Genomic DNA, 13,493 nt, shown 5'->3' on the forward strand with positions numbered 1-13,493 from the left:
GACACCTGCTACTTCGCAGCCCAAACTGACAAATCTGGCACGCAAACGACGCTTCAGCACCGGCCGAAGGCCATTTCGCGCCAGTCTGCTTCTTCGACCCGATACCGTCGAGCTTGAGCGTATTTCCCTGTCTACCGGCTAGGCAAGCCGCGCTTGGGGAATTTTCACCTGGCCGCCGCCGGCGCCGCCCTGCTCAAAATCAAGGAACCCAGCACACCGGCCAGCAGAGACCCACTCAGCACGCCCAGCTTGACCCGCGTCTCAAAGCTCGGGTCCAGCCCGGCAAACGCCAGGCCACCGATGAACAGGCTCATGGTGAAGCCAATGCCGCAGAGCACACAGACGCCGAAGAACTGCATCCAACTCGCCCCCTGCGGCCGACTGGCCGCGCCCACCTTGATCAGCAGCCAGGCGCTGCCGAACACGCCCAGGGCCTTGCCCAGCACCAGGCCAGCGGCGATGCCCAGGGGCAGCGGCTCCAACAAGGCCGCCGGGCTCAAGCCGGCCAGCGACACGCCGGCATTGGCGAAGGCAAACATGGGCAGGATCAGAAACGCCACCCAGGGATGCAGGCCATGCTCCAGCGTCTCCAGCGGCGAGTGGCCGCTCTTGGGGTCGCGCATGGGGATGAAAAACGCTGTGGCCACTCCCGCCAGGGTGGCATGCACGCCCGACTTGAGCACGCACAGCCAGAGCAGCAGGCCCAGCACGATGTAGACATCGCTGCGCATCACGCCGGCGCGGTTCAGCAAAGCCAGGCCCAGCAGGCACAGCGCAGCCATACCCAGCATCAGCAAGGACAGCTGCTGGGTGTAGAACAAAGCAATCACGACGATGGCGCCCAGGTCATCGATGATGGCCACGGCCGTCAGGAAGACCTTGAGCGAGGCTGGCACGCGCGAACCCAGCAACATGACGATGCCGATGGCGAAGGCAATATCGGTGGCCGCCGGAATCGCCCAGCCGCGCAAGGCCTGGGCATCGCCCCAGTTGATGGCGCTGTATATCAGGGCCGGCACCACCATGCCGCCCAGGGCCGCCACCGCCGGCAATATGGCCTGGCGGCGCGAAGCCAACTCACCAGCGACGAACTCTCGCTTGATCTCCAAGCCCACGAGGAAGAAGAACACCGCCATCCAGAGGTCGTTGACCCACACCAGCAGGGGCTTAGACAACATCAAAGCGGTGCCGCCGGCACCATCGCCGATGCGCACTTCGCCGGGAATGCGGGTGAAGGCCTGATAGGCCTCACCCCAGGGCGAGTTGCTGATGATCAGGGCCAACACGGCCGCACAGGCCAGGATGATGCCGCTGGCGGATTCGCTGGCAAAGAAACGGCGCAGGGCTGGGGTCACGACGGGATCCTCCTCGACATTACACTGATGGATGTGGCTGCGTCGGCGCGCCCGACCGGACTCTTGATCCAAGAAGTCCCGGCCCATTCAGCGCCCCGCAAGCTCAGCCCGGCATGATGCCGCAAGAATTTCGCAGTTCCTCCCACTTCTCCCCTCCCCTGTACGGACTCACACCATGAGCACACAGATTCGCTACCAAGATCTGGTTGACAGCGTCGCCGGCGCCCTGCAATACATCAGCTATTACCACCCGGCTGACTACATCGCCCACCTGGCCCGCGCCTACGAGCGCGAGCAAAGCGTGGCCGCCAAGGACGCGATTGCGCAGATCCTGACCAATTCCAAGATGTGCGCCGAAGGCCGCCGCCCGATCTGCCAGGACACAGGCATCGTCAATGTCTTCCTCAAGGTGGGCATGGATGTGCGCTGGCAAGGTTTCCCCGGCTCGCTGGAAGACGCGGTCAACGAGGGTGTGCGCCAGGCCTACAACAACGCCGACAACAAGCTGCGCGCTTCGGTGCTGAACGACCCGATCTTCGAGCGCAAGAACACCAAGGACAACACGCCGGCTGTGATCAGCGTGTCCATCGTGCCGGGCAACACCGTCGACGTGATGGTGGCCGCCAAGGGCGGTGGCTCCGAGAACAAGAGCAAGTTCGTGATGATGAACCCCAGCGACAACATCGTCGACTGGGTGCTCAAGACCGTGCCTCTGATGGGTGCCGGCTGGTGCCCGCCGGGCATGTTGGGGCTGGGCGTCGGCGGCACGGCCGAGAAGGCCATGCTGATGGCCAAAGAGTCCTTGATGGAAGACATCGACATGTATGAGCTGCTGGCCCGTGGCCCGCAGAACAAGCTCGAAGAACTGCGCATCGAGTTGTATGAGAAGGTCAATGCATTGGGCATCGGCGCGCAAGGCCTGGGCGGCCTGACCACGGTGCTGGACATCAAGATCAAGACCTACCCGACCCACGCGGCCAGCAAGCCGGTGGCCATGATCCCGAACTGCGCCGCCACCCGTCACGGCCACTTTGTGCTCGACGGATCCGGCCCGGCCTTCATGACCCCGCCCAGCCTGGATCTGTGGCCCGACGTCAAGTGGGCGCCGGACTACAACAAGAGCAAGCGTGTCGACCTGAATGCCTTGACCAAGGAAGAAGTGGCCAGTTGGAAGCCGGGCGACACCCTCTTGCTGAACGGCAAGATGCTGACCGGCCGCGACGCCGCCCACAAGCGCATCGCCGACATGTTGGCCAAGGGCGAGAAGCTGCCTGTGGACTTCACCAACCGCGTCATTTATTACGTCGGCCCGGTCGATCCGGTGCGCGATGAAGTGGTCGGCCCCGCCGGCCCGACCACCGCCACCCGCATGGACGGCTTCACTCGCATGATGCTGGAGAAGACCGGTCTGATCGCCATGGTCGGCAAGGCCGAACGTGGTCCGGTCGCGATCGAAGCCATCAAGGACAACCAGAGCGCCTACCTGATGGCCGTCGGCGGCGCTGCCTACCTGGTATCCAAGGCCATCAAGGCTGCGCCGGTGGTCGGTTTCGCTGACTTGGGCATGGAAGCCATCTACGAATTCGATGTGGTCGACATGCCCGTCACCGTGGCCGTGGATGCCGGCGGCACCAGCGCCCACATCACCGGCCCGGCCGACTGGAAAGAACGCATTGCCAGCGGCAAGGCTGTGAGTATTCCGGTGAACGCGGGCTGATCAGTCCAGCGAGCCCTTGCCCATCCAAGCCAGCCATGACTGGTTTCGGCACAGCGCGGAAGTTCGATGGCCTGGCTTCTTTGCTGCGGTGGCTCGGCCCGCCGCCGTGCTCATGGTGCCCGGGTCGGCTCTGCGAGCCGACTCCCCTCGTTGCTCACTGCGCGGCTCAGCGGCGCCAAACTCCCTCCGTTCGCTGCGCTCACTGTGGTCAAACAATGGCGCCGAGTCAGAGCTTGAAGCGCGCGAGTACGCGCGCCTGAGCCGCTCCACTGCGCCCTCGGCCGCGCACAAATCGCTCGTCGTCGGGCCGAGCCACCTCCGAATGTGGCGTGCTCCACCGTCGAGGGGCACATCGACCGCGATGCAAGCGACCTGCAGTTCGGGCCGCCGCTGGGCGATTTGTGAAGGGCTGAGCAGCGCAGCGGCTCGGGGCGCGCGCGTACCCGCGCGCTTCAAGCTCTGACTTGGCGCGTCTGTTTGAACGGAACGAACGCAGTGAGTGCAGTGAGTTATGCGCCAGCCCCGAGGCGCGAGCAGCGCAAGGAAGTTGGCCCGTCAGGGCCAACCCCGGAACCATGAGCCCGGCGGCGGCCCGGACTGCAGGGCCTCACGAGGGAGAACATGAAGGCTGCTTTGTGCCGCATCCGGCCGCAACTCAAGCCTGCCGCACCACCCGCTGCGGGAACGGGATCTCGATCTTCATGCCATTGAGCAGGCGCAAGATGGCCACATTGACGTCAGAGCGGACTCCGCCCTGGCCGTTCTCGGGGTCGGCGATCCAAAAGAACACCGTCAGTTCGAGGCCGTCCGCGGCAAAGCTGCTCAATTGCACCGCAGGACCGGGCTCGCTGAGCACCCGCGGCACTTCGCTGACGCGTGCGGCCAGCTTGGGCATCAGATCGTCCACGTCCGTGCCGTAGGCCACTTGCACCACGGTGCTGAGCAAGACCTTGGGGTCGGCCAGCGAAGAGTTCTCCACCCGCTGCGTGATCAGCATCTCATTGGGCACGATGGCTTCGCGGCCATTGAGAGCACGGATCACGGTGTAGCGGGTCTTGATGTCGCTGATGCGGCCCTCAAAATTGTCGACCTTGACCATGTCGCCGATGCGGAGTGAACGCTCGGCCAGGATGACAAAGCCCGAGACGTAATTGGCCGCCAGGCGCTGCAGGCCCAGACCAATACCCACGCCCAGAGCACCGCCGAGCACGCCCAGCGCCGTCAGATCGATGCCGGCCGCCGACAGGGCGAACAGCAGGCCCACCAGCAGCAGCAAGGCGCGGGTGATGTTGGCTGCGATCTTGCGCAGGGACAGGTCCATGCGGCCACCGCGCAGCAGGCGCGCCTCGATCACCGAGGACACCCACAGGGCCAGCACCAGCACCACCACTGCCGTGAAGGAACCCTCGATCAGATTGCGCAGCGAAATCTTGGTGACACCGACCTTGAAATCAATCGCATCCAGCTCCTCCAGGAACCAGGGCAAGAGCCCCGTCACCCAGAGAATGGAGCCGCCCCAGGCCAGCCATGAGACCGTGCGCTCGATCACCTTCACCAAGCCGGAATTGGGCAGGGCCGCGCTCAGCACCCGCACCGTCATGCGGATGGCCAGCAGCGACATCAGCACCGGCACCGCCAGCTTGAACACCGCCGGCGAGAGCCCGAAATGCGGCAACACCTGCTTGGCCAGCAAGGCGAGCAATAACGCCAGCACCGGGAACAGGGCGCCGTCCACCACATGACTGCCAAACAGCACGGAGTCCGGCCGGTGGGCGACGCGCCGGTGCATCACACTGACCACCAGCCAAGACAGACCCAGGCAGGCCACCAGGACCGCAAGGCCCACCAAGGCCGTGGGGCTGAACAGGGCCGCGGTGAGAGCCTGAAGTTCTTGAAAATCGATCGGCTTGCTGTTGCTCATGCGCTCAGTGAAACGCAGGTCTGTGAAGACTGCGTGAATGGAGAAAAAGTTTAAAAAAGGACGGCCGCGCCGGGCTCAGATGCCGGCCAGCACGCGCAAATGCACACCCACGCTGCGCGCCAGGGCATCGAGGTTGTAGCCACCTTCCAGGCAGGAAACGATGCGCCCCTCGGCGTGGCGCAGGGCCACATCCTTGATGCGCTGAGTCATCCACTCGTAGTCGGCTTCGACCAGGCCGAGCTGGCCCAGGTCATCTTCACGGTGGGCATCGAAACCGGCCGAGATGAAGATCATCTGCGGCTTGAAGCGCTCCAGCGCCGGCAGCCACATGGCCTCGATCATGGCCCGCACCTCAGGGCCTCGCGTGTAGGCCGGCACCGGCACATTGACCATGTTCTCGCCCTTGGGCACGGCACCGTTGTAGGGGTAGAGCGGGTGCTGGAAGATGCTGACCATCAGCACGCGGTCGTCGCCGGCGATGATGTCCTCCGTGCCATTGCCATGGTGCACGTCGAAGTCGACGATGGCCACGCGCTGCAGGCCGCGGTCATCCAGCGCATGACGCGCAGCCACGGCCACATTGTTGAAGAAGCAAAAGCCCATGGTCTGATCGCGCGTGGCGTGGTGGCCCGGCGGACGCACGGCGCAAAAAGCGTTCTCGGCACCACCATCGAGCACCAGATCGGTGGCGCGTACGGCCGCGCCAGCAGCGCGCAAGGTCGCAGCCCAGGTGTGGGGCGTGGCCACGGTGTCGGGGTCCACCGCATGCGACTCGCCGCGCTCGGCCAGACCCTTCAGCAGGTCGGCCAGCTCGGCCACATAGCTGTGGCTGTGCGCGCGCTCGACGGCGGCCAGGTCCACCAGCGGCGCATCGTGGCGCTCCAGGGCCTGGTCGATGCCGGTGGCCAGCAACCAATCATCAATTGCCGCCAGGCGTTGCGGGCATTCCGGGTGTCCAGGGCCCATATCGTGCCGGCGGCAGTCGGGGTGGCTGAAATAGGCTGTCGACATGAGGGCGGAAAGTTGAGAGGTCGGATCGGCCGAACGGTTTTCCGCTATGGTGTCCTGCATGAAGCGTGAAACACAGACCCTACAAGACAGTGCGGCGCAACTGACGGCTTTGCAGCAGCAGGTTAGCACGATCATCAAGGGCAAATCGGCGCAGATCCGCGACTGCCTGGCCTGCCTGATCGCCGGCGGCCACCTGCTGATCGAGGACCTGCCCGGCGTCGGCAAGACCACCCTGGCCCACGCCCTGTCCATCAGCCTGGGCTTGCAGTTCTCGCGCCTTCAGTTCACCGCCGACCTCATGCCCTCGGACCTGCTCGGCGTCAGCATCTACGAGCGCGAGAAAGCCGGCTTCGTCTTCCACCCGGGCCCGGTGTTCGCCCAGGTGCTGTTGGCCGACGAGATCAACCGCGCCGGTCCCAAGACCCAAAGCGCCTTGCTCGAGGCCATGGAAGAGAACCAGGTCAGCATCGACGGCGCCAGCCACGCCCTGCCCCAACCCTTCTTCGTGATCGCCACGCAAAACCCCAGCGAACAGCTCGGCACCTACCCCCTGCCCGAATCGCAGCTGGACCGCTTTCTGATGTGCATCTCGCTCGGCTACCCAGACGAAGCGGCCGAGCGCGAGCTGCTGACCGGCCAGGACAGCCGCGAAGCCCTGCGCGCCCTGCGCCCGGTGATGACGCCGGCCGACTTGCTGGCCGCGCAGGCCGCAGTGCGCGCGGTTCATGCAGCACCGGCCCTGCTCGACTATCTGCAAGCCTTGCTCAAAGCCACGCGCTCGGGCGACTGGTTCAGCGAAGGGCTGAGCCCGCGCGCCGGCCTGGGCGTGCTGCGTGCGGCGCGTGCACGGGCCCTGCTGGAGGGGCGCGATTTCGTCTCGCCCGATGACATCCAGGCCATCCTGCCCCAGACCATTGCCCACCGCCTGCGGCCCAAGGCCGGCGCAGGGCGAGGGCCGCGCGAGCAGGTACGGGCCATGATCGAAGCCATCGCCCTGCCCTGAGTGGCCGAGATGGTCTGGAACCCTGTGCAGCCCGTGCAGCTTCTACGGCGCCACGTGCAGGCTTGGTGGCTGGCCCGCCACCGGCGCAGCGACACCCTGGTGCTGAGCCAGCGCAACCTCTACATCCTGCCCAGCCGGCCGGGTCTGTTCTTTTGTGCGACCCTGCTGGTGCTGCTCTTGGCTTCGATCAATGAGCAGCTCAGCCTGGGCTATCTGCTGACCTTTTTGCTCGGAGGCGCGGGGCTGGCCTCCATGCACAGCACGCACAGCAATCTGCAGGGCCTGAGCCTGGACTTGAAACCGCCCGGGCCGGTGTTCGCCGGCGACGATGTGCAACTGGACCTGCGTCTGCACAACGACGGTGCGGCCCGCTACGGTGTCGGCCTTCAAGTCAAGGAGTCGATGCCCGGTGGAGGCCTTGACCGAGTCGCCTGGACCGATGTCCCGGCCGGCGGCCACGCGCCTTTGCAACTGCGCTTTGCCAGCGCGCAGCGTGGCCTGCATGAGCTGCCGGAGCTGCAGGTTCTGAGCCGCTTTCCGCTCGGACTGTTCCGCGCCTGGAGCGTCTGGCGGCCGGCGGCCCAGGTCTGGGTCTATCCGCGCCCCGAGGTGGCTCCACCGCCCTTTCCGGTCCACGCCGGCGCGGGCGAAGGCCATGCCCAGCCCAGCCGCTTGCGCCAGGCCGGGCTGGAGCTGGACGGCGTGCGCGCCTACCAGCGCGGCGACTCCATGCGCCAGGTGCTCTGGAAGAAGGCCGCACTGAGCTTGGACAGCGGTGTGCAGGGCGCGCCGCTCTGGGTGCGCGACAGCCAGGCCCAAGCCGCCCAGGAGCTGTGGCTGGACTGGCAGGACACCGCCGGCCTGGCCGACCCAGAGCTGCGCCTCTCGCGCCTGTGTGCCTGGCTGCTGGCGGCCGAAGCCCTGCAGCGCCCCTACGGCCTGCGCTTGGACGGCCAGGAATGGCCGCCCGAGCTCGGCCCCGGCCACCAAGAGCTCTGCCTGCAGGTCCTGGCTCGCCATGGCTTGCCACCGGCACGCCAGGTCGCGGACCGCAGCCCATGAACAGCAAGGCCTTCCGCCGCAGCGGCCAGCCCTTGGCGCGCGATACCCGGGACACCTGGTTCCTCCTGGCCATCATTGCCGCGGTGGTGCTGCCGCATCTTGACCATCTGCCGCCTTGGGCCAGTGCCATCACCGGCCTGATGCTGGGCTGGCGTGGCTGGCTGGCCTGGCGGGGTCAGGCCTTGCCTGGGCGCTGGGCGCTGGTCGGCGTGCTGCTGATCACGGCCGCGCTGACCTGGCTGAGCCACCGCACCCTGCTGGGCCGCGAGGCCGGCATCACCATGCTGGTGATGCTGATGGCGCTCAAGACCCTGGAGCTGCGCGCGCGGCGCGACGCCTTCGTCGTGTTCTTCCTTGGCTTCTTCCTGGTGCTGACGAACTTCTTCTATTCGCAGTCGCTGCTGACGGCGCTGTGGATGCTGGCCAGCGTCTGGGCCCTGCTCAGCGCTCTGGTGCTGGCGCAGATGCCGGTGGGCCAACCGAGCCTGCGCCTGGCTGCGACACAGGCCGCGCGCACCACGGCATGGGGCCTGCCGGTGATGGTGCTGCTGTTCCTGCTGTTCCCGCGCATCGCGCCGCTTTGGGGTCTGCCCTCGGACGCTGTGGGCCGCACCGGCTTGTCCAATAGCATGGACTTCGGCGCCATGGCCGAGATCGCCAACGACGACACCATCGCCATGCGCCTGCGCTTTGAAGGCCCGGCGCCACCGCCCGAGGCGCGCTACTTTCGCGGCCCGGTGCTGGGCCAGTTCAATGGCCGCACTTGGCGGCCGGCCCTCATGAATTTCCCCGGCCGCAGCGATGCCTTGCAGGTCAGCGGCCCGGCGCTTCGCTACGAGCTGACTCTGGAGCCGCAGCGCATCAGCGTCCTGCCCTTGCTGGAGATGAGCGGCGAACAGGCCGGCGCACTGCGCCAGGTCGAAAGTCTGAGCCTGAGCCGGGCGGGCGAACTGCAGTGGCAGGCCGGCCGCCCCATCACCGAACGTCTGCGTCTGGACGCCAGTGCCTACCTCAGCTACCGCCATGGGCCGCAGCAGAACAGCCTGGTGCTGCAGAACTACCTGGACCTGCCGCCTGGCCTGAACCCGCGCAGCCTGCAATGGGCCGCCGACCTGCGCCGCCAAAACCGCTTTGCCGGTCTCGAAGAAGCGCAGCTGACGCCGTTGCTGGTGGAAGCACTGCTCAAGCACATTCGCACGGCTGACTTCAGCTACACCCTGGCGCCAGGCCGTTATGGCGAGAACTCGCCGCACCTGATCGATGAGTTCTGGCTCGACCGGCGAATGGGTTTTTGTGAGCATTTCTCGGCGGCCATGGTGGTCGTCTTGCGTGCCATGGGCGTGCCGGCACGCATCGTCACCGGCTTTCAGGGCATGGACAGCCAGCCGCAGGACGGCTACTGGATCGTGCGCAACAGCAATGCCCATGCCTGGGTCGAGTACTGGCTGCCCGGCCGCGGCTGGCTGCGCGCCGACCCGACCGCCGCGGTGGCGCCCGAACGCGTCATGCAAGGTCAGGCCTTGCGCCCCGCGCCCGGCGTGCTGGCAGGTGCCCTGGGCCAGATCAACCCAACCCTGTGGTTGAACCTGCGGCGCGGCTGGGAGGCGCTCAACAACCGCTGGCAGCAACAGGTGCTGAACTACTCGCGCCAGAACCAATTCGATCTGCTCAAGCAATTAGGCGTCAGCCAGCCCGACTGGACCGCCCTGGGCCAGCTCAGCGCCGCCGTGATCGCCAGCCTGGGGCTGTTCGGCGCCGCCTGGAGCCTGTGGCAGCGCCACCGTCCGCAGGACGCCTGGAGCCGCCAGCGGGGCCAGGTCTTGCGCGAGCTGCAGGCCTTGGGCCTGCGCGAGGCCGCGCCGCACCAGAGCCCGGGTGCATGGGCGCAGCTGCTGCAGGAGCGCTTCGGCGAGGCTGCCGAGCCCGCGGCACGCTTGCTTCGCGAACAAGAAGCTGCGCGCTACGGCAGGAGCGCCAGCGCCCAGGCACCGGGCTGGCGCGAGCGTCGGCGTTGGCTGGCGGCCTTCCGCGCAGCCTGCCGGCCTTGCCGCAGCTGAAGCCACCCGCCGAACCCGGCGATCAAGCCGGGTATGCTGAGCTCATTGCGCCCCCGGGGTGAGCTGCCACTTTCTAGTTTTCCGACCGATCTGATTCTTGATGCGCCCGCCTTTTCTTTCGCTTTCCTCCCTGCCACGCGCCCTGAGTTCATTGCGGCACGCTCTCAAGACGCCACCGCGGCCGGGCTTGTTCTCCTCTGTGATGCTCAGCGCGGCGCTTCTGATGATGAGCGCGCCCATGCCGGCCTTGGCCGCGCTCGCCCAGCTTGACGCCAAGCATCCGCAAGCCAAAAAGAAGAAGGCTCAGGCCAAAGCGGCGGCCAAACCCGTCGCCAAGTCCAAAGCCAAGACGGCCGCGCTCAAGGCTTTCGGCACTCGGCCCGATCTGCTGGCCTTTGCCGCCGGCCTGGCCAGCGAGCAAGGCTGGGACGAGGCCAGCCTGCAGCAAGTTCAAACCCAGCTGGCGCAAGCCCATATCCACCCGAGCGTGCAGCGCCTGATCATGCCGCCGCCGGCCGGCACCGCCAAAGACTGGGCCGCCTACCGCGCCCGCTTTGTCGAGCCGCGGCGCCTGCAGGCCGGCCTGCAGTTCTGGGAACAAAACGCCGCCAGCCTGGCGCGGGCCGAGAACGAGTACGGCGTGCCGGCCGAGTTGATCGCCGGCCTGATCGGCGTTGAGACCTTTTACGGCCAGATCACCGGCGGCTTTTCGGTGCTGGATGCCCTGGCCACCCTGGCCTTCGAGTTCCCCAGTGGGCGCAGCGACCGCAGCGCCTTCTTCCGCAGCGAGCTGGCCGAGTTCCTGAAGCTTTGCCGCCGCGAAGGTTTCAATCCCGCCGAGGTGAAAGGCTCTTACGCCGGAGCGATGGGATGGCCGCAGTTCATGCCCGGCAGCTGGAACCGCTATGCCGTGGACTTTGACGGTGATGGCCACATCGACCTGATCAAGAGCCAGGCCGACGCCATCGGCAGCGTCGCCCATTACCTGGCCCGCCACGGCTGGCAGCGCGGCCTGCCCACCCACTACAGCCTGGCCATGCCGGTGGACACCAGCGCCCGCGCCCGCCTGCTGGCGCCCGACATCAAACCCACGTTCACTGCGCAAGACCTGCAGGCCGCCGGCGCCCAGCTGAGCGAAGCGACGCTGGAACACCCGCCCAAGCAGTTGCTCGCCGTGGTGGAGCTGCAAAATGGCGAGGCCGCGCCCAGCTACTGGATCGGGACGGAAAACTTCTATGTGCTGACCCGCTACAACTGGTCCAGCTACTACGCTTTCGCGGTGATCGAGATGGGTCGCGCGCTGGCCAGCATGCGAGCGGCGGGACGCTGATAGCCCTGGAAAACAGCGGGAGAGGATGAAATGAATTTGAAGCAAGTTGCTTGTGGAATCGCCACCTCATGCCTGTTCTCGGCGCAGGCCTACCAGCCGGTCGAGTCGGGTGTATTGCCTTTGCAGGAGCGCCTGAGCGTGATGGCGCAAGACCAGAAGCGTCTGGACGAACAACTGAGCCGCGAGGACAGCAGCGCCGAGGCTCGCGCCCTGGCCTGGCGACGGAGCAAGGAGCTGGCCGCCGAGCGAGAGCAGCTGGAGCGTGACATTGCGCAAGCGAAGTCCTGGGCGCAATCGCCCCTGCTGATGCACGCGGCCCCGGCCCAGGTCGAACTGCGCCGCGAGGCGCAAGAAAGCACAAAGCCATGAGCGACAGCAGCGGCAAACACAGCAGCGCTGGCCACGTCAGCGCGCGGCAATTTCTGCAGGCCGTGTTGCAACGCTATGCCAGCCTGAACGAATACGCCGACCGCGGCCAAGTCCAGAGTTGGCGGGGCCGCGAACCGTATGCCATCGAGTTCCGCACGGCACGCAACGCGGCGGGCGATTTCCGTTTCGACTTCGACTGCCCTCACCCCTACCCGCCGCTGCGCCACCACATAAGCCACCACAGCTTGGGCTGGGTGGCCGATGAGGCCTACCTGACCCTGGGCTACCCGACCGCAGAGCAGCCCTTGAGCCGACGCTTTGACGATCGCGGCTTTGCAGTGGCGGCGGCCACCGGCATCTCGCGTGGTGCGGCCCACACCATCGCGAGTCTGCTGTTCCCTGAGACCGGAGGCCGCACCTTGCTGGCGCTCCAGCGCCTGCGCTTTCGCGGCCCAAAACAGGTGGACGGGGTCGCCTGCTACCGCATCACCGGGCAATGGGACCGGTCTCGGGTCACGCTGCTGATCGGCATGCAGGACCTCTTGCTGCGCGAGTGCAGCGAACACCGCCGGCGCCGTGTGGAGCGGCGCTGGCCCTGTGAGTTGAGCACGGTTGCCGGTCCCGAGACCTTCACACCACCTCCAGCCTCGGCAGCGGCAAGCACCACACTCACGACCAGCCCATGAACCGCAGCACCTTGAATGCTTACACCGTCCAACTGGCAACGCCCAGCGTCGAGACCTATCGCCATCTGCGCAGCGCCAGCGGCCTGAGCGCCAAGACCGAGGACGCTGCACGCCGTGGCTTGGCCGGCACCTTGTTTGCCGTGCAGATTCAGCACCAGGGCGAAACCGTGGCCATGGGTCGCCTGATCGGTGACGGGGGCTGCTTCTACCAAGTGACCGACATCGCCGTCCTGCCCGCTCACCAAGGCCGCGGTCTGGGCAAGCGGGTGATGCGCGAGATCATGAAGCACATCGAGACCGAGCTGCCCGAGTCGGCCTATATCAGCTTGATCGCCGACGGCCAGGCCCATGAGCTCTATGCCCAATTTGGCTTCAAGCTGACCGCGCCGCGCTCGGTAGGCATGGCCATGCTGATCCGGCCCGCAGCCACTGACTGAGCGCCCTCCTCACGACTTTTCTGAAAGCACAAACCATGTCCGCTCCCGTCGCTTATGGCTCGGTGGTGTTTGCCAAGGATGTCGAACGCCTGGCCCGCTTTTACGAGGCCGTGCTCGGCCTGCAAGTCCTGCACACCGCAGCCGACCACTGGGTGCTGCGGGCGGACTCGGGCATGGAGTTGGTGGTGCACGGCATCCCTCCCGCCATCGCAGAAACCTTCAGCATCAGCACGCCGCCCGAGCGCCGCGAGGACTGCGCCCTCAAGCTCTTTTTTCCGGTGCCCAGCTTGGCCGCTGCGCGCGCCCGCGCCCGTGCCCTGGGTGGCGGTCTACAAGGCCCCGAGCGCGAGTGGGAGATGCGCGGTTTCCGAGCCTGCGACGGGCATGACCCGGAAGGCAATGTGCTGCAGTTGAGAGAAGCTGGATTGTCAGCCTGATCGGCTGGGCCATACAGACCGCTGAGGTGCTGCACTACTTGTGCGCATCTCGGTCATTGGGCGACCACGAATGTCTCTTGCCCCTTGACTTTGCAAGCCACCAAGGTT

At 66.4% G+C, this 13,493-nt stretch carries 12 protein-coding genes; 9 read left to right on the top strand and 3 right to left on the bottom strand.

What is annotated here, in order from left to right; all coding sequences use genetic code 11:
• Positions 1-164: 164 nt before the first annotated feature.
• Positions 165-1,355 (bottom strand): Na+/H+ antiporter NhaA, encoded by a 1,191-nt coding sequence (gene nhaA, locus LNV28_RS17055; protein ID WP_263517534.1) that lies wholly within the window; start codon positions 1,353-1,355, stop codon positions 165-167.
• A 175-nt stretch (positions 1,356-1,530) separates the two neighbouring features.
• Between nhaA and LNV28_RS17060 the strand changes: the two genes are divergently transcribed.
• Positions 1,531-3,072, top strand: coding sequence for a fumarate hydratase (locus LNV28_RS17060; RefSeq protein ID WP_263517535.1), 1,542 nt, complete (start codon positions 1,531-1,533; stop codon positions 3,070-3,072).
• A 655-nt stretch (positions 3,073-3,727) separates the two neighbouring features.
• Here LNV28_RS17060 and LNV28_RS17065 read toward each other — a convergent pair.
• Positions 3,728-4,993 (bottom strand): mechanosensitive ion channel family protein, encoded by a 1,266-nt coding sequence (locus tag LNV28_RS17065; protein WP_263517536.1) that lies wholly within the window; start codon positions 4,991-4,993, stop codon positions 3,728-3,730.
• Between the two features lie 75 nt (positions 4,994-5,068).
• On the bottom strand, positions 5,069-6,004 hold the full coding sequence (locus tag LNV28_RS17070) for a histone deacetylase family protein (RefSeq protein WP_263517537.1): 936 nt from the start codon (positions 6,002-6,004) through the stop codon (positions 5,069-5,071).
• Positions 6,005-6,062: 58 nt separating this feature from the next.
• Here LNV28_RS17070 and LNV28_RS17075 point away from each other — a divergent pair, with 58 nt between their 5' ends.
• From LNV28_RS17075 to LNV28_RS17110, 8 genes are all read left to right on the top strand, one after another.
• Positions 6,063-7,007, top strand: a complete 945-nt coding sequence (locus LNV28_RS17075) for an AAA family ATPase (protein WP_263517538.1) — start codon at positions 6,063-6,065, stop codon at positions 7,005-7,007.
• A 9-nt stretch (positions 7,008-7,016) separates the two neighbouring features.
• Positions 7,017-8,069 carry a DUF58 domain-containing protein gene (locus LNV28_RS17080; protein ID WP_263517539.1) on the top strand — a complete coding sequence of 351 codons (1,053 nt, stop codon included), beginning with the start codon at positions 7,017-7,019 and terminating at the stop codon, positions 8,067-8,069.
• Positions 8,066-10,126: a transglutaminase TgpA family protein gene (locus tag LNV28_RS17085; RefSeq protein ID WP_263517540.1), complete on the top strand. Its 2,061-nt coding sequence runs from the start codon at positions 8,066-8,068 to the stop codon at positions 10,124-10,126. Before LNV28_RS17080 ends, LNV28_RS17085 begins: the two co-directional genes overlap by 4 nt.
• Positions 10,127-10,313: 187 nt before the next feature.
• Positions 10,314-11,456 (top strand): lytic murein transglycosylase B, encoded by a 1,143-nt coding sequence (mltB, locus tag LNV28_RS17090; RefSeq protein ID WP_263517541.1) that lies wholly within the window; start codon positions 10,314-10,316, stop codon positions 11,454-11,456.
• A gap of 30 nt (positions 11,457-11,486) precedes the next feature.
• Positions 11,487-11,825 (top strand): hypothetical protein, encoded by a 339-nt coding sequence (locus LNV28_RS17095; RefSeq protein WP_263517542.1) that lies wholly within the window; start codon positions 11,487-11,489, stop codon positions 11,823-11,825.
• Positions 11,822-12,511 (top strand): hypothetical protein, encoded by a 690-nt coding sequence (locus LNV28_RS17100; RefSeq protein ID WP_263517543.1) that lies wholly within the window; start codon positions 11,822-11,824, stop codon positions 12,509-12,511. Before LNV28_RS17095 ends, LNV28_RS17100 begins: the two co-directional genes overlap by 4 nt.
• Positions 12,508-12,948: a GNAT family N-acetyltransferase gene (locus tag LNV28_RS17105; protein ID WP_263517544.1), complete on the top strand. Its 441-nt coding sequence runs from the start codon at positions 12,508-12,510 to the stop codon at positions 12,946-12,948. Before LNV28_RS17100 ends, LNV28_RS17105 begins: the two co-directional genes overlap by 4 nt.
• Before the next feature lie 35 nt (positions 12,949-12,983).
• A complete protein-coding gene (locus LNV28_RS17110; protein ID WP_263517545.1) occupies positions 12,984-13,385 on the top strand; it encodes a VOC family protein in 402 nt (133 codons plus the stop codon).
• Positions 13,386-13,493: the final 108 nt, after the last annotated feature.

The organism is Paucibacter sp. DJ2R-2 (assembly GCF_025717675.1).
Taxonomy (GTDB): Bacteria; Pseudomonadota; Gammaproteobacteria; order Burkholderiales; family Burkholderiaceae_C; genus Paucibacter_A.